The sequence below is a fragment of the Tabrizicola soli genome (assembly GCF_015999335.1).
In the GTDB taxonomy this organism is placed as follows: Bacteria; Pseudomonadota; Alphaproteobacteria; order Rhodobacterales; family Rhodobacteraceae; genus Tabrizicola; species Tabrizicola soli.
On the sequence record NZ_JAEACP010000011.1, the window covers coordinates 23,368 to 44,188 of the forward strand.

At 70.4% G+C, this 20,821-nt stretch carries 19 protein-coding genes, 1 tRNA gene and 1 pseudogene; 14 read left to right on the forward strand and 7 right to left on the reverse strand.

What is annotated here, in order from left to right; genetic code table 11:
- Genes I7S92_RS11445 through kdsA form a run of 3 tightly spaced genes read left to right on the forward strand, consistent with a single transcriptional unit; the run spans nucleotide 1 to nucleotide 3,198 of the window.
- Nucleotides 1-654: an ABC transporter ATP-binding protein gene (locus tag I7S92_RS11445; protein ID WP_197644178.1), complete on the forward strand. Its 654-nt coding sequence runs from the start codon at nucleotides 1-3 to the stop codon at nucleotides 652-654.
- The gene (locus I7S92_RS11450) at nucleotides 638-2,347 is read left to right on the forward strand and encodes a KpsE/RkpR family capsule polysaccharide export protein (protein WP_242070179.1); all 1,710 of its coding nucleotides are present in this window, start codon (nucleotides 638-640) and stop codon (nucleotides 2,345-2,347) included. Before I7S92_RS11445 ends, I7S92_RS11450 begins: the two co-directional genes overlap by 17 nt.
- 20 nt (nucleotides 2,348-2,367) lie before the next feature.
- On the forward strand, nucleotides 2,368-3,198 hold the full coding sequence (gene kdsA / locus I7S92_RS11455; RefSeq protein ID WP_197644181.1) for a 3-deoxy-8-phosphooctulonate synthase: 831 nt from the start codon (nucleotides 2,368-2,370) through the stop codon (nucleotides 3,196-3,198).
- 80 nt (nucleotides 3,199-3,278) lie between these two features.
- Here kdsA and I7S92_RS11460 read toward each other — a convergent pair whose 3' ends face one another.
- Nucleotides 3,279-4,445, reverse strand: coding sequence for a BaiN/RdsA family NAD(P)/FAD-dependent oxidoreductase (locus I7S92_RS11460; RefSeq protein ID WP_197644184.1), 1,167 nt, complete (start codon nucleotides 4,443-4,445; stop codon nucleotides 3,279-3,281).
- A gap of 112 nt (nucleotides 4,446-4,557) precedes the next feature.
- On the opposite strand from I7S92_RS11460, the gene I7S92_RS11465 reads away from it, so the two are divergent.
- A tRNA-Gln gene (locus I7S92_RS11465) sits at nucleotides 4,558-4,632 on the forward strand.
- 24 nt (nucleotides 4,633-4,656) lie between these two features.
- Here the strand turns inward: I7S92_RS11465 and arsA are convergent.
- The gene (gene arsA, locus I7S92_RS11470; RefSeq protein WP_197644186.1) at nucleotides 4,657-6,408 is read right to left on the reverse strand and encodes an arsenical pump-driving ATPase; all 1,752 of its coding nucleotides are present in this window, start codon (nucleotides 6,406-6,408) and stop codon (nucleotides 4,657-4,659) included.
- A 169-nt stretch (nucleotides 6,409-6,577) separates the two neighbouring features.
- On the opposite strand from arsA, the gene I7S92_RS11475 reads away from it, so the two are divergent.
- The 4 genes from I7S92_RS11475 to I7S92_RS11490 all read left to right on the forward strand — a co-directional run bounded on the left by I7S92_RS11475 (nucleotide 6,578) and on the right by I7S92_RS11490 (nucleotide 10,221).
- On the forward strand, nucleotides 6,578-7,801 hold the full coding sequence (locus I7S92_RS11475; protein WP_197644188.1) for an HlyD family efflux transporter periplasmic adaptor subunit: 1,224 nt from the start codon (nucleotides 6,578-6,580) through the stop codon (nucleotides 7,799-7,801).
- Entirely contained in the window at nucleotides 7,798-8,970 is a 1,173-nt protein-coding gene (locus tag I7S92_RS11480; protein WP_197644190.1) for an FtsX-like permease family protein, read from the forward strand. The genes I7S92_RS11475 and I7S92_RS11480 overlap by 4 nt, the downstream gene beginning before the upstream one ends.
- 7 nt (nucleotides 8,971-8,977) lie before the next feature.
- Complete coding sequence (locus I7S92_RS11485; RefSeq protein WP_197644192.1) at nucleotides 8,978-9,679, forward strand: ATP-binding cassette domain-containing protein; 702 nt, start codon at nucleotides 8,978-8,980, stop codon at nucleotides 9,677-9,679.
- 89 nt (nucleotides 9,680-9,768) lie between these two features.
- Nucleotides 9,769-10,221, forward strand: coding sequence for a hypothetical protein (locus I7S92_RS11490; protein WP_287866499.1), 453 nt, complete (start codon nucleotides 9,769-9,771; stop codon nucleotides 10,219-10,221).
- Here I7S92_RS11490 and aroB read toward each other — a convergent pair.
- The gene (aroB, locus tag I7S92_RS11495) at nucleotides 10,218-11,333 is read right to left on the reverse strand and encodes a 3-dehydroquinate synthase (protein WP_386002504.1); all 1,116 of its coding nucleotides are present in this window, start codon (nucleotides 11,331-11,333) and stop codon (nucleotides 10,218-10,220) included. The two genes, I7S92_RS11490 and aroB, sit on opposite strands and share 4 nt — an antisense overlap.
- On the reverse strand, nucleotides 11,333-11,875 hold the full coding sequence (locus I7S92_RS11500; protein ID WP_197644196.1) for a shikimate kinase: 543 nt from the start codon (nucleotides 11,873-11,875) through the stop codon (nucleotides 11,333-11,335). The genes aroB and I7S92_RS11500 overlap by 1 nt, the downstream gene beginning before the upstream one ends.
- 183 nt (nucleotides 11,876-12,058) lie before the next feature.
- Between I7S92_RS11500 and I7S92_RS23350 the strand changes: the two genes are divergently transcribed.
- The 4 genes and pseudogenes from I7S92_RS23350 to I7S92_RS11515 all read left to right on the forward strand — a co-directional run.
- Nucleotides 12,059-12,193 (forward strand): hypothetical protein, encoded by a 135-nt coding sequence (locus I7S92_RS23350; protein WP_277922963.1) that lies wholly within the window; start codon nucleotides 12,059-12,061, stop codon nucleotides 12,191-12,193.
- Nucleotides 12,183-13,742 (forward strand): hypothetical protein, encoded by a 1,560-nt coding sequence (locus I7S92_RS11505; protein WP_197644198.1) that lies wholly within the window; start codon nucleotides 12,183-12,185, stop codon nucleotides 13,740-13,742. The genes I7S92_RS23350 and I7S92_RS11505 overlap by 11 nt, the downstream gene beginning before the upstream one ends.
- A gap of 3 nt (nucleotides 13,743-13,745) precedes the next feature.
- A complete protein-coding gene (locus I7S92_RS11510; RefSeq protein WP_197644201.1) occupies nucleotides 13,746-14,684 on the forward strand; it encodes a tyrosine recombinase in 939 nt (312 codons plus the stop codon).
- Between the two features lie 110 nt (nucleotides 14,685-14,794).
- Nucleotides 14,795-15,583: pseudogene (locus I7S92_RS11515) on the forward strand (transporter associated domain-containing protein); the annotation flags it as partial.
- Here the strand turns inward: I7S92_RS11515 and I7S92_RS11520 are convergent.
- The 3 genes from I7S92_RS11520 to I7S92_RS11530 form a co-directional block, all read right to left on the reverse strand.
- Nucleotides 15,555-16,109 (reverse strand): flavodoxin domain-containing protein, encoded by a 555-nt coding sequence (locus tag I7S92_RS11520; protein ID WP_197644207.1) that lies wholly within the window; start codon nucleotides 16,107-16,109, stop codon nucleotides 15,555-15,557. The pseudogene I7S92_RS11515 and the gene I7S92_RS11520 overlap by 29 nt on opposite strands.
- A 15-nt stretch (nucleotides 16,110-16,124) precedes the next feature.
- The gene (locus I7S92_RS11525; RefSeq protein WP_354001330.1) at nucleotides 16,125-16,913 is read right to left on the reverse strand and encodes a gamma-glutamyl-gamma-aminobutyrate hydrolase family protein; all 789 of its coding nucleotides are present in this window, start codon (nucleotides 16,911-16,913) and stop codon (nucleotides 16,125-16,127) included.
- Between the two features lie 172 nt (nucleotides 16,914-17,085).
- Nucleotides 17,086-17,850, reverse strand: coding sequence for a DeoR/GlpR family DNA-binding transcription regulator (locus I7S92_RS11530; protein ID WP_197644210.1), 765 nt, complete (start codon nucleotides 17,848-17,850; stop codon nucleotides 17,086-17,088).
- A gap of 277 nt (nucleotides 17,851-18,127) precedes the next feature.
- Between I7S92_RS11530 and glpD the strand changes: the two genes are divergently transcribed.
- The gene (gene glpD, locus I7S92_RS11535) at nucleotides 18,128-19,723 is read left to right on the forward strand and encodes a glycerol-3-phosphate dehydrogenase (RefSeq protein ID WP_197644213.1); all 1,596 of its coding nucleotides are present in this window, start codon (nucleotides 18,128-18,130) and stop codon (nucleotides 19,721-19,723) included.
- A 9-nt stretch (nucleotides 19,724-19,732) separates the two neighbouring features.
- Nucleotides 19,733-20,821, forward strand: coding sequence for an ABC transporter ATP-binding protein (locus I7S92_RS11540; protein ID WP_197644216.1), 1,089 nt, complete (start codon nucleotides 19,733-19,735; stop codon nucleotides 20,819-20,821).

Here is a 20,821-nt window from a genome sequence, read left to right on the forward strand (position 1 = left end):
ATGATCGAGTTTCAGGGGGTTTCCAAGTCGTTCTGGACCGGCACGCAGCGCAAGGTCATCCTTGACCGCGCCTCGTTCCGGGTCGACCTCGGCCGCTCGCTTGGGATCCTGGCTCCCAACGGCGCGGGCAAGACCACGATCATCAACATGATGGCCGGGCTGGAGAAACCCGACGAAGGCGTGATCCGCAAGACCTCGCGCGTGTCCTTTCCGCTGGGCTTCATGGGCGGCGTGAACGGCAAGCAATCCGCCAAGGAGAACTGCCGCTACATCGCACGGCTTTACGGGCTGGACCCCGATTACGTCGAGAGCTTCTGCCGCTGGGTCTGCGGCCTGGGCGAATATTTCGACATGCCGATCTCGACCTATTCCTCGGGGATGCGCTCGCGCTTCTCCTTCTCGCTGCTTTTGTCGATCGAATTCGACATCTACCTGATCGACGAAGGCATGCCCGCCGCCAGCGACGTGGAATTCAACCGCAAGGCCGGCAACCTCTTGAAGGAGCGGTTGCAGAACGCCACCGTGGTGATCGTGTCGCATTCGCCGCAGACCCTGCAGAAGTTCTGCGATTCCGCCGCCGTGCTGCGCAACGGCCGGCTTTACCAGTTCGACACGCTCGAGGAAGCGAAGCGCCTTTATGACTACACCGCCTAAAGCCACGCGTTTCCATATCCGCCCGCAAGAGCGCCCCCCCGTCCCGCCCGCGCCGGACGAGGCCGGGATCTTCGACAACCACGACGACGGTTTCGGCGCGATGGACTTCCGCAAGCCCGAGAACGCGCCCGCCGCGGATCGGGCCGGGGTCACCGTCACCAAGGTCCCCCGCATGGCCGAGGACGAGGCGGTCGCAGCTGCGCTCGCCGCCATCGCGGCCGAGGGGCTGACCCAGCGCCAGCTGCGCCGCGCTCGGCTGGTGGCCGGGAAAGCCGGGCTTGCCGTCACCTCCGAGCTCGATGCCGTGCGCCAGCTGCGGCAGGCCGGTATCGACCCGTTCTCGCGCGGCTCGCTTCTGAACATGGTCACCTCCCGGCTTGGCGGCGCAGGCGGCGCCGCCGCCGCGCCCGAGCCAGAGCCCCGGAAGGACGCGCCCCCGTCCCCGGGCCGCGAGCTGTCGCGTCTGCCCGGAGATGTGGTGCAGCTGCCGCAGACCGCGCGCGCCCTGGCGCTGCCCTCGACCGAAGAGCGCGCAGAGGTCAACCAGGCCGGCGAGATCCTGCGCATGCAGCAGGACATCGCCCGCCGCCGCCGCCGCCGCCTGGTCCTGCTGGCCGCGCGGCTGACAGCCTTCGTCCTGCTGCCCACGCTCGTGGCGGGCTGGTACTTCTTCCGGCTCGCCACGCCGATGTTCGCCACCCGGGCCGAATTCGTGATCCAGCAGGCCGCGCCGACCGCCGCCGCCGGGCAGCTGGGCGGCCTTCTGTCCGGCACCGCGCTGGCGACCTCGCAGGATTCCATTGCCGTGCAGGGCTATCTGCAATCGCGCGAGGCGATGGCCCGGCTGGAAGACGACCTCGGCTTCCGCGCCCATTTCCAGAGCCCGGCGATCGACCCGGTGCAGCGGCTCGACCCCGGGGCCAGTCTGGAGGCCGCCTACAAGGTCTACCGCCGCTTCGTGAAGATCTCCTACGACCCGACCGAGGGCATCGTGCGGATGGAAGTGATCGCCGCCGATCCCGCCGTGGCCTCGGCCTGGGCCGGCCAGCTGATCCGCTATGCCGAGGAACAGGTCGACCACCTGACCCAGCGGCTGCGCGCCGACCAGATGACCGAGGCGCAGACCGGCTATGACGAGGCGCAGGCCGCGCTGGCCGCCTCGCAGCGCAAGCTGATCGAGCTGCAGGAACGCTTCAAGGTGATCTCGTCCGAAAGCGAGGTCGGGCTGATGACGGCGCAGATCTCGTCGCTGGAGACGCAGCTGACCACCGAGCGGCTCTCGCTGGCGCAGATGCAGGCGAACGAGGCTCCGAACGAGGCGAGGATGGAGCCGGTGAAGCGCCGGATCGCCACGCTGGAGGCCGAGATCGCCGCGGTCCGCGCCCGGATGACGGAAAGCACCGCCGAAAGCTCGAGCATGGCCCAGGTCCAGGGCGAGCTGCTGGTCGCCCAGGCCGACCTGCAGACCCGGCAGATGATCCTGGCCACCGCGCTGCAGTCGATGGAGACCGCGCGGGTCGAGGCCAACCGCCAGGTGCGCTATCTGTCGCTTTCGGTGCGCCCGATTCCGCCCGACGCGCCGACCTATCCGCGCGCCTTCGAGAACACCGCCGTCACGCTGTTGATCATGCTGGGGATTTACCTCATGGTCTCGATGACCGCCGCGATCTTGCGGGAACAGGTCTCGGCCTGACGGCGACTTCGGGGGATGCGATGAAGGATGTGAAGATCGGCGGGCTGACCGTCGGCAACGACCGCCCGCTGCTGGTGATCGCGGGCCCCTGCCAGCTGGAAGGCCTGGACCACGCCCAGATGATCGCCGGAGAGATGGCGCAGGCCTGCCGGGCGGCGGGGGCGCAGTTCGTGTTCAAGGCGAGCTACGACAAGGCCAACCGCACCTCGCTGTCGGGCAGGCGGGGCATGGGGATCGAGGCGGGGCTCAAGGTGCTGGAGGCGGTGCGCGCCATGGGCATGCCGGTCCTGACCGATGTGCATGACTCCGGCCAGGCGCGCGAGGCGGCCGCGGTGGTGGATGTGATCCAGATCCCCGCCTTCCTCTGCCGCCAGACCGATCTGCTGCTGGCCGCCGGGGAAACCGGGGCGGTGGTCAATGTGAAGAAGGGCCAGTTCCTGGCGCCCTGGGACATGGCCAATGTGGCGGCCAAGGTCGCCTCGACCGGCAACGCGCGCATCCTACTGACCGAGCGCGGGGTCAGCTTCGGCTACAACACGCTGGTGGCCGACATGCGCAGCCTGCCGATCATGGCGCGCACCGGCTGGCCGGTGATCATGGACGCGACCCATTCGGTGCAGCAGCCGGGCGGACAGGGCGGCTCCTCGGGCGGCCAGCGCGAGTTCGCGCCGGTAATGGCGCGGGCGGCGGTCAGCCTTGGCATCGCAGGCGTGTTCATCGAGACGCATGAGGATCCCGACCGCGCGCCCTCGGACGGGCCGAACATGATCCCCCTGGCCCAGATGCCGGCGCTGGTGGCCAGCCTGATGTCCTTCGACCGGCTCGCCAAGGCGGATCCGCTCCGGCCCTGAAGCGGGACGCCTGCCGGGGGCACCACCGGAAATCGAAACGATTTCCGGACCGATTTCCGTACGGAAATCGGCGCCCGGTCTCAGATCGCCTGCCCGGCGGCCCAGCCGCTCGACCAGGCCCACTGGAAGTTGTAGCCGCCCAGCCAGCCGGTCACGTCCACCACCTCGCCGATGAAATGCAGGCCGGGCACCGTCTTCGCCGCCATCGAGCGCCCGTCCAGCGCCCGCGTGTCCACGCCGCCCAGCGTCACCTCGGCCGTGCGGTAGCCCTCGGAACCCACCGGCACCAGCCGCCAGTCGCGGATCCCCGCCGCGACCCGGTCAAGCACCGCCGACGGCAGCTCGGCCATGGTCTGCGTCACCCCTGCCGCCTCCTCCAGATGCCGGGCCAGCCGCTCGGGCAGCCAGCGGCCCAGCACGCTGCGCAGCGCCAGCTTGCCGCGCGCCGCGCGCAGTTCCGCCGCCACGTCCCGGCCGGGCAGAAGGTCAAGGTGAATGGCCTTCCCCTCGCGCCAGTAGCTGGAGATCTGCAGCACCGCCGGACCGGACAGCCCGCGATGGGTGAAGAGAAGCGCCTCGTCGAAACCCGCCTTGCCGCAGGAGACCCGCCCCGGCAGCGACACCCCGGCGAGCGGCCGCATCCAGGCCAGTTCCTGCTCGGCGAAGGTCAGCGGCACCAGCGCGGGCCGGGTCTCGATCATGGGCAGGCCGAAGCTTCCGGCGATGCGGTAGCCATATCCGGTGGCCCCCATCTTCGGGATCGACTTGCCTCCGGTCGCCACCACCACGGCCCCCGCGCTCTGGATCCCGCGCGCGGTCTCGACCGTGAAGCCCGCGCCCGACCGCCGCACCTCGCCCAAGGCGCAGCCGAGCCAGAGCGTCGCCCCCGCGCGTTCCATGTCGCGGACCAGCATCGCGACCACCTGGGTGGCCGGCCCGTCGCAGAAGAGCTGGCCCAGGGTCTTTTCGTGCCAGGCGATCCCGGCGGCATCCATCCGGGCGATGAAGTCCCACTGGGTGAACCGCTTCAGCGCCGAAAGCGCAAAGCGCGGGTTCTGCGACAGGAATCGCTCGGGCGCGATCTGCAGGTTGGTGAAGTTGCAGCGCCCGCCGCCCGAGATCCTGATCTTCTCGCCCGGCGCCTGCGCGTGGTCGATTACCAGTACCCTGCGGCCGCGGCGCCCCGCCTCGATGGCGGCCATCATGCCGGCCGCGCCGGCGCCAAGGATGATCGCGTCCCAGTCCATCCCCCCTGTTACCCGCCGCCCCCCGGCCCTGCAAGCCAGCGCCGAGCCGCGAAATTTTCGCCATTGGCCCCTTGCACCCCCTGCGGGCCTTCGCTAAACACCGCCGCACGGTTGGGGCGTCGCCAAGTGGTAAGGCAGCGGTTTTTGGTACCGCCATACCTAGGTTCGAATCCTAGCGCCCCAGCCAACTTTCCCGTAGTCGAATGCCCGCTCAGGTCAGGTCCAGGAGGCGCTGCACGCCCACCGGGGGTTCGGCGCGGAAGGGCATCAGGTAGAGCCTGCGCGCCAGACCGCCGCGGATCCGCGCGATCTGGCTGGCCTCGCCCGCGATCCGGCGCTGGAGGAGCGGGTCGGTCGTTCCCGTCGCGGCGAGCGCGCGGTTCACCACCCAGGCCCAGGGCTCTATCTTCGCGCGGCGGAGGTCGTCGGCAAGGCTGGCCGCCTCGGAGACCGGGGTGGTCTCGGGCAGGGCCACCAGGATGACACGGGTATAGTCGGGATCCTGCAGGCGCATCAGCGGGGTGACGATGCGGCCGGGGGTCGCGCCCATGTCCTGCGTCATCTGGCGGTGATAGGCCCCGGTCGCATCCAGCAGCAGAAGCGTATGGCCGGTGGGCGCGGTGTCCATCACGACGAAACCGCCCCGCGCCTCGGCCACGAGGCGGGAGAAGGCGTGGAACACGGCCACCTCCTCGGTGCAGGGCGAGGCGAGGTCCTCGCGCAGCAGGGCGCGGTCGGCCTCGTCAAGGTCGCAGCCCCTGGTCGCCATGACCTTCTCCACATAGCGTGCGGTCTCGGCCACGGGGTCGATGCGGTCCAGCGTCAGGCCTTCGAGACTGCCCTCGACCACAAGCGCAAGATGGGCGGCGGGGTCGGTCGTGGTCAGGTGGACCTTGTGGCCGCGCTTCACCAGCCCCAGCGCGATCGCGGCGGCCAGGGTGGTCTTGCCGACGCCGCCCTTGCCCATGACCATGATCAGGCCGCGCCCGGCCCGGGCAAGCTCGTCGACCATGGCGGCAAGGCCGGGTTCCGCACGCGCCGGGGCGAGAGGAGCCATGGGGGCAGCGGAGGATTCGTCCTGGAAAAGCGCGCGGAGGGCGGCAAGGCCCACCATGTCGAAGGAGCGCAGCGGCACCTCGGTCCGGGGCAGCGCGGCAAGGGCCGGCGGCAGTGCGGCGAGCACGGCGGCATGGTCGCGCGCGAGGCCGCTGGCCACCGGATCGTCGGCCGCGGCGGCGTGGAAGACGCCATTCACCGCCAGCCGCTGGTTGGCAAGGCCGAGCGAGCGCAGCTCGTCCGAGGTGCGCGCCGCCTCGCGCACCGCGCCGCGGTCGGGACGGGTGACCAGCACGATCGAGGTCTGCTCGGGATCGGACAGCGTGCGAAGCGCGGCGCGGAAGCGGTCCTCCTGCATCTTCAGCCCGGAATGGGGACCAAGGCAGGAGGCCCCCCGGTCATTGCCCTGCAGGAATCCCGTCCAGGCGCGCGGCAGGCTGAGCAGGCGCAGCGTGTGGCCGGTGGGGGCGGTGTCGAAGATCACATGGTCGAAGCCCCTGGCCCCCTCGCCCAGAAGGCCGACGAATTCGTCGAAAGCGGCGATCTCGATGGTGCAGGCGCCCGAAAGCTGTTCGCGCACATTATCCTGGTCCTCCCCCGGGGCAAGCTGGTCGAGGACGCGGGCGCGGTAGCCCTCGGCCGCCTTGTCGGGGTCGATGTTCAGGGCCGACAGGTTCGGCGCACCGGGAATCGGGGTCGGCCGGTCCGAGAGGGCCGCGCCCAGCATCTCGTCCAGGTTCGAGGCCGGGTCGGTGCTGACCAGAAGCACCCGCCTGCCCCGGTCGGCCAGCGCCAGCGCCACGGCGCAGCCGAGCGAGGTCTTTCCGACGCCGCCCTTGCCGGTGAAGAACAGGAATCGGGTCGGGTTCTGGGCAAGTGCGCCGGGGGAGAGGATGTCGGGGAGCATCAAGACCTGCCTTGTGACGAATTGTTCAAGCATGCCACGGCTGGCGGGCGGGGGCGATGACCTGCGTCAACCCGCCCCAAGCCGCTCCGGGCCGCCGCCCTTGACCCCGGTCAAGGCAGGACGCAGCTTGGCCGTGCAGGCTGCTGCCTGGCCAGGGAAGGACCCGAGGATGAGCGAACCGGATGCAGGCGGCCTGCCGCTGGAACTGGGCGAGAGGTCCGACCGGCCCGATCCGCGCGCGGGCTGGTCCTTCCGCCGCCGCTATCTTCTGGTGCTGCTGGTGCCGGCGCTGATGTTCTCGGGCGCGGTGATCGGGATGTATTTCCAGCCGCCCGCGCTGCGCGCCTTCTATAACGCGACCGGGCTGCAGCCAGGCGGGGGCACGGATTCGCCGATCGCGCTTCCGGCCGGGATCGACCTGCCGCCCGCCATGGCCGAGACGCTCCTGCCCTCGGATGTGATCGGGCTGGCGCGGATCATGCCGCGCGGCGATGTCTCGGTGGTGGCGGCCCCCTATGGCGCGGGGGATGCGCGGGTGGCCGAGATCCTGGTCGCCGAGGGCGACCGGGTCGAGCGGGGCGCGGTGCTGGCGCGGCTGGACAATGCGGCTGCGCTGGAAAGCGCGGTGATGATGGCCGAGGCCAACCTTGCGGTGCGCGAGGCCGGGCTGGTGCAGACCCGCGCCGCCGTCCTGGCCAGCCGGGACGAGGCGCAGGCGACGCGCGACCAGGCCGTCGCCACGGCCGAGGAGGCGGCGACCACGCTGACCCGCACCGAAGAGCTGTTCCAGCGCGGCGTCGCGACCCAGGCGACGCTGGACGCGGTGCGCACCGCCGACGCCCAGGCGCGGCAGGCCGTCACCCGGGCCGAGGCCACGCTGGCGCGCTTCTCGGCGGTGGCGCTGGAGGACCAGCCCGACGTGCTGGTGGCCGAGCGCAACGTCGAAGCGGGCCGCGCCGATCTGGACCGCGCGCGGCTGGACCTGGCGCGCGCCAGCGTCGCGGCGCCGATCGCGGGCACGATCCTGGATATCAGGGTCACCCCCGGCCAGCGCCCGCCGGCCGACGGGATCATGCTGATGGGCGATACCGGGCACATGACGGCCGAGGTCGAGATCTGGCAGGACCGCATCGCCGCGGTTGCGGTGGGCCAGCCGGTCGAACTGGTCTCGCCGGCCCTGGAGGGGGCGCTGCAGGGGCGGGTCGAGCGGATCGGGCTGACGGTGGGGCGGCAGGGGCTGATCTCGGACGACGCGGCCGAGAACAAGGACGCGCGGGTGGTGCTGGTCCATGTCGCGCTGGACGTCGCCTCCTCGGAGCGGGCGGCGCGGTTCACCAACCTGGAAGCCGTCGCCCGGATCGACGCCGCCCCGGTGAAGGCCGCCGCGCCATGATGCGGCTCTTGCAGCGCCTGTTCGGCCGGCTGCCGATCGGCTGGCTGCAGCTGACGCACAACAGGATGCGCTTCGCCGCCGCGCTGACCGGGGTGGCCTTCGCCAATGTGCTGGTCTTCGTCCAGCTCGGGATCATGAACTCGATGGCCACGGCGACGCTGCGCCCCTACGAATTCTTCCGCGCCGACATCATGATCTCGGCGGATGATGCCAATGCCCTGAACGAGGGCGAGAATGTCGCGCGGCAGTGGCTGTTGCAGGCGATGGCCGACCCGGAGGTGACCGACGGCATCGGCCTTTTCGTCACCAACCTGCCCTGGAACCGGGGCGAGCAGGACATCAGCCTGACGACCTTCGGCATCGACCCGGCCAGGCCCGGTTTCCTGAACCCCGAGATCGCGGCGCAGGCCGGGCTGCTGGAGGTGGGGGATTCGGCGCTGATCGACCGGCTGGCGCGCGGCATCCCGCGCGAGGAGGCGGCCTCGATCCGGCCGCAGACGCCGCTCAGCTTCGAGACCAAGAGCCGCACGCTGACGCTCTACGGCACCTTTGCCGGCGGCGGCGGCTTTGGCGGCGACGGCTACATGATCGTGTCGGACCAGACCTTCCTGGCGCTGTTCCCCGACCGCCGCTCGACCGCGCCGGACCATATCCTGCTGGCGCTGCGGCCGGGGGCGGATGTGCAGGCGGCGGTCACGCGGCTGAAGCGGCTGGTCTCGGACCCGTCTCTGCGCATCCGCAGCTATGCCGATGCGGCGCAGGAGGAACTGGCCTATCAGCAGACCAGACGGCCAACCGGGGTGATCTTCGGCTTCGGCGTGCTGATCGGCGTGCTGGTCGGGCTGGTGATCGTCTACCAGGTGCTCTCGACCGACGTGGCGGACCACCTGCGCGAATATGCGACCTTCAAGGCCATGGGCTATGGCCCGCGCTTCTTCATGGGGATCGTGCTGGAGGAGGCGATGACCCTGGGCGTCCTGGGCTTCATTCCCGGCATGATCGTGGGCAGCACCATCCTGAAGGTGATGGCGACGGTCACCACCCTGCCCCTGCAGGTCACCGCATCGATGGCGGTGGTGGTCTTCCTCGGCACGGTGGTCTTTTCCACCCTTTCCGGCATGATCGCCACCCGCCGTCTTGCCGCCGCCGATCCGGCCGATCTGTTCTGAGGGCGCGATGCAACAGGAGCCCATCGTCGATGTCCGGGGCCTGAACCACTGGTTCGGCGTCGATACCGCACGCAGGCAGGCGCTTTACGACATCTCGCTGACGCTGGAGCGCGGCAGCTTCACCATCCTGATGGGCCCCTCCGGCTCGGGCAAGACCACGCTCCTGACGCTGATCGGCTGCCTGCGGGCGGTGCAGGACGGCTCGGTCCGGCTTCTGTCGCAAGAGCTGAACGGCGCCGGCGAGGCGCAGCTCGTGGCGATGCGGCGGCGGCTGGGCTTCATCTTCCAGGCGCATAACCTGCATGAAAGCCTGACGGCGGCGCAGAACGTGATGATGGGGGCGCAGGTCCATACGGGCGTGCCGGATGCGCTGGCCGAGAAGGCCTCGGTGCATCTCCTGCGGCTGGTCGGGCTGGCCGAGCGGGCGGATTACCTGCCCGCGAACCTCTCCGGCGGGCAGAAGCAGCGCGTCGCGGTGGCGCGCGCGCTGGTGGGCCAGCCGGCGCTTCTGCTGGCCGACGAGCCGACAGCGGCGCTCGACAAGGAAAGCGCAGCCGAGGTGGTGGACCTGCTGATCCGCATCGGCAAGGCGCGGGGGATGACCGTGCTGCTGGTCACGCATGACAACCGCATCCTCGACCGCGCCGACCGGATCCTGACACTGGAGGACGGCCGGATCGTCCGCGACGACCGGCGCGCGCCCGCCTGACCGCAGCGGGGGTCGCGCACAAGTCACTTGACCAGGCCGGCGGCCCTCCACTACTGGCATCCCGGCCGCCGCTAGAGAAAGTCCCCGACGTGATCCGCAAGACCCTTGTCCCGTTCGTCCTGCTGCCTCTTGCCGCCTGCGCCAGCGGCGGCACGACCAGCGTGCAGTTCTATCCGCTGCAAGGCGAAATCGCCGCCGAGGACCCGACACTGGTGATCGAGGGCGTGATGCGCAACGTGGCCGGCACCTCGGGCCCGCTGACCTTCCGCCTGCCCGAACGCGGGAAATGCGAAGGTACCTGGACCTCGCTGACCCCCAAGACCGTCTCGCGCTCGCGCGGGCTGGCGCTGACCTGGAAGAAGACCGGCGGCGAGCTCGGCACCAAGACCGACACCGTGGCCGGGGTGAACGACGGCGAGATCTATGCCGTCTGCAACGACGGCACCCGGGTGCAGGGCACCTTTGCCATCGGCTCGGGCACCGCCAGCGGCACCGGCCAGGCGACCGATACCAACGGCAACGTCTACAAGCTGCTGTTCTAGCGCCGGCGGGCCATCGCCTCGTCCAGCACCGCGCGCACCGCTTCGCCCGGCACGTCCTCGGCCACGAAGGCCCGGCCGATGCCATGGGCGAGGATGAAGCGCAGGCGGCCGTCCACCACCTTCTTGTCCTGCCCCATCAGCGCGATCAGCGCCTCGGTTCCCGGCAGTTCGCCCGGAATGTCGGCAAGGTCCAGCTTCATCCCCATCGTCGCCAGATGGGCGCGGACGCGGCTGGGTTCCTCCTGGCTGCACAGGCCAAGCCGGGCGGAAAGCTCGAAGGCCAGGGCGCAGCCGATCGCCACGCCCTCGCCATGCAGGAGGCGGCCGGAATATCCCGTCGCCTTTTCCAGCGCATGGCAGAAGGTATGGCCCAGGTTCAGCAGCGCGCGCTCGCCCTCCTCGGTCTCGTCGCGGGAAACGATCCCGGCCTTCATCTCGACCGAGCGGGTGACGGCATGCAGCCGCGCCGCCCGGTCGCCATCGCGCAGGGCGGGGCCATGGCTCTCCAGCCAGCCGAAGAAGGCGGCATCGCCGAGCAGGCCGTATTTCACCACCTCGCCATAGCCCGAGAGGAAGTCGCGGGCGGGCAGCGTGTCCAGCACTCCGATGTCGGCCAGGACCAGGCTCGGCTGGTGGAAGGCGCCGACCAGGTTCTTGCCCTGCGCGGTGTTGATCCCGGTCTTGCCGCCGACCGAGCTGTCGACCTGCGCCAGAAGCGTGGTCGGCAGCTGCACGAAGCGCACGCCCCGGCGCAGGATCGCGGCGGAGAAGCCGACGAGGTCGCCGATCACGCCCCCCCCCAGCGCCACCACCACATCCTTGCGCTCGACCTTCTGTTCCAGCAGCCATTCGGTGCAGCGGGCCAGGTTTTCCCAGCCCTTCGTCGCCTCGCCCGGCGGCAGGGCAAGGGCGGCGACCGCGATCCCCTCGGCCTCCAGGGCCGCGGTCAGCGCCGGCAGATGCGCGGCGGCCACGGTCGCGTCGGTCACCACCGCCACGCGCTTGCGGCGCAGCAAGGGCGCGATCTCGGCCCCGGCCCGGGCGATCAGCCCCTCGCCGATGCGCACCTCATAGGACCGGGAGCCCAGGTCCACCGCCACGGTATTCGTCATCATTCCTCCAGCACATCGGGCCGCGTCAGCAGGGCCTGGCGCACGGAATGCGCCATGTCCTCGACCGAAAGGTCGGGGGCGCCGTCCACCACCAGGTCGGCCTCGGCGTAAAGCGGCATCCGCGCCTCGTAAAGCTCGCGCAGCGTCTCGCGCGGGTTGGCCGTGCGCAGCAGGGGCCGCGTCGTCTTGTGCCGGACGCGCTGCCACAGAAGGTCGAGGTCGGCCCGCAGCCAGACCGACACGCCGACATCATGGATCATCCGCCGATTCGCGGCCGAGAGGAACGCCCCCCCGCCGGTGGACAGGATGCAGGGCGTGCCGCGCAGAAGGCGCGAGATCACCTCGGTCTCGCGGGCGCGGAAGAAGGGCTCGCCATCGCGCTCGAAGATCTCGGCGATGCTGCGGTTGGCGGCGCGGACGATCTCCTCGTCGGAATCGAGGAAGGGCACGCCCAGTTGCCGGGCCAGGGCCGTGCCGACGGCGGTCTTGCCCGCCCCCATCATTCCCACCATTACCACTGTCTTGGCCAGTCGCACGATCAAATCCCGTCAGGTCCCGGCCCGCCGGACATGAGCCGGGGACCGAAGGCAAATATTCCGCACTCAATGGCGTGAAACCCGCGCGGATGCTATATAGATTGTCAAATCATCGCGCCCGCGTCATCGGGGGGCGTGGAAAAACAGTCGGCCGATCAACGGCTGACCGCGTCGAGGAAGGGCTGTGCCATGGGTCGGATCATCAAGCTTGTCGTGATTCTGGTGATTTTCGGCTTCATCGGGTTGACGGGATTCGCCTATCTCGGCGACCTCACCCCGACGCAGACCGAGGTGAGGAAACCCGTGGTGCTGAATGCGGACTAGCGTGGTTCCGGCGGCTGTCGTCCTTGCGCTGGCCGCGCCCCTCGCGGCGCAGGATTCGCCGGGCGGCCCCCTGTCGGCGATCGACTGGCTGTCGCAATCGGTGGCCACCCCCGTGGCGGCGACGCCGGGCGTGGTGACCGGGATCGACGAGCCGCCGGTCGCAGCCCAGGGCAGCGCCCTGCCCCAGCCGGTGACGACCACGGCGCTGGACGGGCCGAACCCGGATGCGGTCGGGCTGATCCCGACCGGCGTCTCGGGCCTGCCGCGCGACCTCTGGGGCGCGGGCCACACGCGCGAGATTGCCGAGCGTCTGGTCGCCCATGCCGATGACGCCCTGCCCGCGCTGCGCCAGCTGTTCCTGACCGTGCTTCTGGCCGAGGTGACGGCCCCGGCCGATTCCGGCGGCACGGGCGAGTTGTTGCAGGTGCGTATCGACAAGCTGCTGGCGCTCGGCGCGCTGGAGCAGGCGGCGGCGCTGATCGACGCGGCCGGGACCGGCACGCCCGAGCTTTTCCGCCGCGGCTTCGACGTGGCGCTGCTGACCGGGGCCGAGGACCGCGCCTGCGACCGGATGCAGGGCGCGCCGCATCTGGCGCCGACGGTTCCGGCGCGGATCTTCTGCCTTGCGCGCTCGGGCGATTGGGACACGGCGGCGCTGACGCTGCATTCCTCGCAGGCCCTGGGCCAGATCAGCGCCGACCAGGCTGCCCTTCTGGGCCGCTTCCTGGACCCCGATCTTTTCGAGGGCGAGCCGGTGCCGCCCGCGCCAAGCCCGGTCACGCCCCTGGACTGGAAGATCTTCGAGGCCGTGGGCGAGCCGCTGCCGACCGAGGGCCTGCCGATCGCCTTCTCCTATGCCGAGATCGGCCCCCGTTCGGGCTGGAAGGCCCGGATCGAAGCGGCCGAGCGGCTGACCAGGGCGGGGACGATCCCGCCGAACGTGATCCTCGGCCTTTACACCGAGGCCGATCCCGCCGCCTCCGGCGGGGTCTGGGACCGGGCCGAGGCTTTCCAGCGGTTCGAAGCCGCCCTCGCCTCGGGCGATGTCGAGCGCGTGGCCGCGGCCCTGCCCCCCGCCTGGCAGCGCATGGCCGAGGCCGAGCTCGAGGTGCCCTTCGCGGTCCTCTTCGGCCGCCAGCTCTCCGACCTGCCGCTGACCGGCGAGGCCGGGGCCATCGCCTTCCGCGTGGCGCTCCTGTCGCCCCAGGCCGAGGCCGTCGCCCGCCGCCACCAGCCTGCCGACGCGACCGAGGGCTTCCTGATGGGCCTCGCCACCGGCGAGCTGGACGGCCGCGTGCCGCCCGACAGCCTGGGCCGGGCGATCCTCTCCGCCTTCCGCGACCCCGCTCCCTCCGCCGAGGCGCAGGCGCTTCTCGACGGCAACCGCAGGGGCGAGGCGATCATCCTGGCCATCGACGCCATCGCCCGCGGCGTGCAGGGCGACCTGCGCGGTGTCTCCGAAGGGCTGTCCACCCTGCGGCTTGCCGGGCTGGACAGCGTGGCGCGGCGCACGGCGCTGGAGCTGATGATCCTGGAACGGCGGGGCTGAGCCATGCCCGCGCCCGAGGCGGAACGCTGGATCTCGACCTTCCTCGCCGCGCGGGCGGCGGAACTGGGGGCGGCGCGCAACACGCAACTGGCCTATGGCCGCGACCTCATCGACTTTGCCGGCTGGCTGGAGCGCCGGGACCTGGACTTCACCACGGCGGCGCGCGGATCGGTCGAGGATTACCTCGTCCATTGCGACGCGCAGGGCCTGTCGAAAGCCACCCGCGCGCGGCGGCTGTCCTCGATCCGGCAGCTTTACCGTTTCGCGGTCGAGGAAGGCTGGCGCGCCGACAACCCGGCGCTGCGGCTGACCGGGCCGGGCCGGGTGCAAGGCCTGCCGAAGACCCTGGGCGAGGCCGAGGTCACCCGCCTGATGGAGGCCGCCCGCACCCGCGCCCGCAATCCGGCGGACCGGCTGCGCGACACCGCTTTGTTCGAGCTTCTCTATGCCACCGGCCTGCGGGTCTCGGAACTGGTCGGCCTGCCGGTCGCGGCCGTGCGCGGCGATCCGCGGATGATCCTGGTCAAAGGCAAGGGCGGCAAGGAGCGGATGGTGCCGCTCTCCGCCCCCGCCCGGGCGGCGCTGGCCGGCTGGCTGGCCGAGCGCGACGCGGTGGAGGAGGCGGGCCGGAAGGCGGGCCGCCCGCCCTCGCGCCACCTCTTTCCCGGCGAGGGGCGCGACGGCCATCTGACGCGGCAGTATTTCCACAGCCTGGTCAAGGACGTGGCGGTGCTGGCCGGGATCTCTCCGTCCCTGGTGACGCCGCATGTGCTGCGCCATGCCTTCGCCACCCATCTTCTGGCCCATGGCGCCGACCTGCGGGTGATCCAGACCCTGCTCGGCCATGCCGATGTCGGCACGACCGAGATCTACACCCATGTCCTCGACGACCGCCTGAAGGACCTCGTGCTGACGAAGCACCCCCTGGCCCGGAAGGGCTGAGAGAGCCGATGCCCAGCGATCCCGCCACCCCTGCCCCCGCAAGCCTCCTCCGCCGCGCCCTGAACCGGATCCTGCGGCTTTTCCACCTGCTGCCCGACCACGAGACCGCGATGGAGGCGCTGCGCGACGACATCGCCGGGGCCATCGCGCTCGGCCATTCCGAGGGCGCGGTGGAGAAGGCCGACCGCGACCGGCTCCTCGGCGCGCTGGACCTCGGCCACCGCACGGTGGACGAGATCATGCGCCACCGCCGCCAGATCGAGATGATCGACGCCGACCTCCCCCCGCGCGAGCTGATCACCCGCGTCCTCGCGTCGCCCTATACCCGCCTGCCGGTCTATCGCGGCAGCGACGAGAACATCCTGGGCGTGATCCATGCCAAGGACCTGCTGCGCGAGGTGGACCGGCTGGTGCGGGGCGAGGATACCCAGGGCATCGACGGCCTGGACATCGTGAAGGTCGCGATGAAGCCCTATTTCATCCCCGAGACCACGGCGCTGGACGAACAGATGCGCGAATTCCTTGCCCGGCGCACCCATTTCGCGCTGGTGGTCGACGAATACGGCGCGCTGCAGGGGCTGATCACGCTCGAGGACATCCTCGAGGAGATCGTCGGCGAGATCACCGACGAATTCGACGTGGTGAAGAAGGACGAGGGCCTGACCCAGGCGGAGGACGGCGACTGGCTGGTCGATGGCGCGATGACGATCCGCGACCTGAACCGGGCGACCGACTGGGGCCTGCCGGACGACGAGGCGAACACGGTGGCGGGCCTCGTCATCCACGAGGCGCAGATGATCCCGGCCGAGGGCCAGGTCTTCGGCTTCCACGGCTTCCGCTTCGAGGTCGTGGCCCGGCGCGAGAACCGGATCACCCGGCTGAAGCTGCGCCGCCTCTGATCCCGGCCGTCCAGCCATCCAGCACCAGGGCCAGCGCGGCCCAGTCGGTGTATTCCCTGTCCCTGCCGGGCTCGACCGCCTGGCCCTTCCGCCCGGCGATCCACCGCATCGCCCAGGCGCGGAAGAAGTCGTATTCCGAAAAGCGGAAGGCCCCCGCGACATGCTCGGTCCGGCCGGGAGTCCAGCCGGTCTGGTCCTCGAACGCCTTCAGGCAGTCGCGCAGGCCGGTCCAGTCCTCGGGATCCCCGCCCGCGGCCGACAGCGAGACGGCAAGGAACAGCGTCGGCATCGCCGCCAGCGCGGGCCGGGCCCCGGTCACGAAGCGGACCAGCGCCTTCTGGTAGCCGCCCGCGTGCAGCGAACCCGCCAGGATCGCGCCGTCGAAGCGGGAAAGGTCCAGCCCCTCGGCATCCTCCACGCACAGAAGTTCGACCGCATGGCCCTGCCCGGCCAGCCGGTCGGCGGCAAAGCGGGCGATCTTGCGGGTCTGGCCGTCGGTGGTGGCATAGGCGATCAAAAGCATCATCGGCGTCCTGCCGGATCAGGCGTGCTGGCGCTGGCGCGCCGCCGCCCAGTCGGCTGCGGCCTTGCCGAAGGCCTGGAACAGCGGCCGCGACACCGGATCGCTTTCCGCATTCCACTCCGGATGCCACTGGACCGACAGCGTGAAGCCCAGCGCATCCTTGACGTAGATCGCCTCGGGCGTGCCGTCCGGGGCCTGGCCGTCGATCACCACGCGCGGCGCGGGCCGGGCGATCCCCTGGCCGTGCAGCGTGTTCGTCATCACCTCGCGCGCGCCCATCAGCCGGTGGAAGATCCCGCCCTCGGTGAAGCTGACCGGATGGCGCAGCGCGAACTGCTCCTCGATGGTGCCGTCGGGCGGCATCCGATGGTTCATCCGGCCCGGCAGGTCGCGGATCTCGGGGTAAAGCGTGCCGCCCAGGGCGACGTTGACCTCCTGGAACCCGCGGCAGATGCCGAGGAAGGGCTGGCCCCGCTCGACGCAGGCGCGGATCAGGGGCAGCGTGATCGCGTCGCGGCTGCGGTCGAAGGCGCCATGCGCGGGCGTCTCCGCCTCGCCATATTCGCTGGGGTGGACGTTGGGGCGGCCCCCGGTCAGCAGGAAGGCGTCGCACAGCTCCAGCAACTCGCCCACGCAGACATAGCGTGGGTCCGAAGGCACGATCAGCGGCAGGCAGCCCGCGACCTCGGCCACGGCCGAGGAGTTCATCGTGCCGCCCGAATGCACCGGATAGCTGTCGTTGATCAGGTAGCTGTTGCCGATGATGCCCACCACCGGGCGACGGCCATGGTTGCAGAGGCTGGTCACGTCTTCACCCTTTCCCTGCCGCACAACATAGCCCCGGCAATGGCCGCGGCAAAGCCCGTCCAGCCGGTCCTGCCGCACAGAAGCCCGGCCGCCGCCGCACAATCCGCCCCCGACGAGGCAAGCACAAGCGTAGGGTGGGCAGTATTGCCCACCTTACCCCTGCGCCCCGGTCTCATCCCCCGGCCACCACGACGCCGGTCCCCCATTCCGCACATTTCCGCGCCAGCTCCTGCGGCAGGGCCCGGTCGGTGAACAGCACCGTGACCTCGGCCAGGGAGGCCAGCCGCGCCGGGGCCGAACGGTCCAGCTTGGAATGGTCGCAGACCAGGAACACCTTGCGCGCCTGCCGGATGATGGCCTTCGAGACCCTGACCTCGGCCAGGTCGAAATCCAGAAGGTCGCCGTCCCGGTCCAGCGCCGAGGCCCCGATCACCGCGATATCGACCTTGAACTGCTCGAAGAACTGCGTGGTCAGTTCCCCGACCAGCCCGCCGTCCGACCGGCGCAGCGCGCCGCCCGCCACCATGATCTCGCAGCCCGGATTGGCGGCCAGGATATTGGCCACGTTCATGTTGTTGGTCACCACCGTGATGTTGCGGTGCGTCAGAAGCTCCTGCGCCACCGCCTCGGTGGTGGTGCCGAGGTTCATGATCAGCGAGGAATTCTCGGGGATCGCCGCCGCGCAGGCCCGCGCGATGGCGGCCTTGGCGTCCGCGTTCATCCGGCGGCGCTGTTCATAACCCAAGTTCGCCACCCCGATCCGCGGCATCGCGCCGCCATGCACCCGGTCGAGATGGCCGAGGTCGGCCAGTTCCGACAGGTCGCGGCGGATGGTCTGCAGCGTGACGTCGAACCTCTGCGCCAGGTCCTCGACCATCACCCGCCCCTCGGAACGGGCGATCTCCATGATCGCGACCTGACGGAAGCTCAGCGCCACGGGCGATTTTCCTTTTCCTTCCTGCCTGCGCGCCGAGTTTCCCCAACGCGGCCGGCCGGATCAAGAGCGAAACGTCTCTGCAAGTGCAAGGCGTATCGCGCCGCGGTGCAGCGCGATTTTGCGCGCATTCTGGCAAATATCCCGAAAACCTCCGGAAAATACGGTCACGAAACGCCCGTAATGTTCGCTTTATCTCAATTCGCGCATAAACGAAAAAATCCGGATTGACCTTTCGGCGCGAACGCCCCACCCTCTCGCCACCAGGGGGGAATCCGGCGTGACAGCGAAGACCAGGCCCGAGGTGGCCGACCTCTTCATCATCGGCGGCGGGATCAACGGCTGCGGCATTGCCCGCGACGCCGCCGGGCGGGGCCTGTCGGTGGTGCTGGCCGAACAGGGCGACCTCGCGCAGGCGACCTCCTCGGCCTCGACCAAGCTCTTTCACGGCGGGCTGCGCTATCTGGAGTATTTCGAGTTCCGCCTCGTGCGCGAGGCGCTGGCCGAACGCGAGACGCTCCTGGTCGCCATGCCGCATATCTCCTGGCCGATGCGCTTCGTGCTGCCCTGGCATCCCGGCATGCGCTTCGAGGGCGACACGCCCACCGGCCGGCTTTTGTCCCGCGTGATGCCCTGGATGCGCGGCCGCCGTCCGGCCTGGCTGATCCGGCTGGGCCTTTTCCTCTACGACACGCTCGGCGGCCGCAGGATCCTGCCCGCGACCCGCACGCTGGACCTGACCCGCGACCCGGCCGGGCGTCCCTTGCAGGACCGTTTCCACAAGGCCTGGGAATATTCCGACTGCTGGGTCGACGATTCCAGGCTCGTCTCGCTGAACGCCCGCGACGCCGCCCGGCGCGGCGCCAGGGTGCTGACGCGGACCCGCGTCACCTCGGCCACCCGCACGGACGGGCTGTGGGAGGTCGAGACCGAGGGCCCCGACGGCCCGCGCCGCCACCGCGCCCGGGCGCTGGTCAACGCCGGCGGCCCCTGGGTCGAGGATGTGATCCGCAACGTGGCCCGGCTCGACCTGAACGAGGGCGTGCGGCTGGTCCGCGGCTCGCATGTCGTCACCCGGAAACTCTACGACCACGACCGCTGCTACTTCTTCCAGGGCACCGATGGCCGCATCATCTTCACCATCCCCTACGAGCAGGATTTCACCCTGATCGGCACCACCGACAAGGACCACGAGGGCGCGCCGGGAGACGCCCGCTGCAGCGACGAGGAGCGCGATTACCTGCTGGCCTTCGCCTCGCAATATTTCGCCAGGCCGGTGACGCAGGCGGATGTGGTCTGGACCTATTCCGGGGTGCGTCCGCTCTACAACGACGGGGCCAAGTCCGCCACGGCGGCGACGCGGGACTATGTGCTGAAGCTGGACCGGGAGGGCGCGCCGCTTCTGAACGTGTTCGGCGGCAAGATCACCACCTACCGCCGCCTCGCCGAAGGCGCGATGGAGAGGCTTGCGCCCTTCTTTCCGCAGGCGACCGGCCCCTGGACCGCCCGCGTCCCCCTGCCCGGCGGCGACTTTCCGCATGACGGGGTGGCCGCCCTTACCGGCCGGTTGCAGGGCCGTTTTCCCTTCCTCACCGACTACTGGGCCGCCCGCCTGATCCGCGCCTATGGCACCGAGGCCGAGGCGCTCCTGGGCGGCGCCCGCCGGCCCGCCGACCTTGGCCGCGACTTCGGCGCGACCCTGACCGAGGCCGAGGTGCGCTGGCTGATGGACCATGAATTCGCCCGCGCCGCCGCCGATGTGGTCTGGCGGCGCACCAAGCTGGGGCTGCGGATGAGCCCGGAACAGATCGACGCGCTGGACGCCTTCATGTCCGGCGCCACGGGCCTTGGGGCAGCCTGCCCCGAGGCCGGATAGGGGGACGGATTGGCGCTGGAGTTGCAGGCGGTAAGCCGGGTCGTGAAGGGGCAGGTCCATGTCCACCCCACGACCCTGACGCTGGAGAAGGGCACGATGAACGTGCTCCTCGGCCCGACGCTTTCGGGCAAGACCTCGCTCATGCGGCTGATGGCGGGGCTGGATGCGCCCAGCGCCGGGCGGCTGATCTGGCATGGAACGGACGTGACCGGCGTGCGGGTGCAGGACCGCAAGGTCGCCATGGTCTACCAGCAGTTCATCAACTATCCGGCGATGTCGGTCTATGACAACATCGCCTCACCCCTGCGGCTGATGGGCAAGGCGGGGGCCGAGATCGACCGCGCCGTGCGCGCCACGGCCGAGATGCTGAAACTGACCCCGATGCTGGGGCGCAAGCCGCTGGAGCTTTCGGGCGGCCAGCAGCAGCGTTGCGCGCTTGCCCGCGCGCTGGTCAAGGGCGCGGGGCTCGTGCTTCTGGATGAACCCCTGGCCAACCTCGACTACAAGCTGCGCGAGGAATTGCGCGCCGAGATTCCGCGGATCTTCGAGGAATCGGGCGCGATCTTCGTCTATGCCACCACCGAACCCGAGGAGGCCCTTCTCCTCGGCGGCAATACCGCGACCCTCTGGGAGGGCCGCGTGACCCAGTTCGGCCCGACCCCCGCCGTCTACCGCCAGCCGGCCGATGCCACCACCGCGCGGGTGTTCAGCGATCCGCCGATGAACTTCGTCTCCTGCTTCAGGGAAGGCCAGCGCATGAATTTCGGCGGCGCGGCCAATGCCCCGGCCGAGGGCGCCTTCGCCCCCCTGCCCGAGGGCCGCTATACCGCCGGATTCCGGGCGAACCACCTGCACCTGAACACCCATTCCGGCCGCGCGGTCGAATTCCGCTGCACCCTGGGCGTGACCGAGATCACCGGCTCCGAGACCTTCCTGCACCTGACGCACGGGCAGGACCGCTGGGTGGCCCTGGTCCACGGGGTGCACGACCTGAAGCCGGGAAGCGAGGTCAGCCTCTGGCTCGATCCCGCGCATGTCTACATCTTCGACGCCGAGGGCCGGCTTGCCGCGCCCGCGGCCTATGCGGCGGCGGCCTGA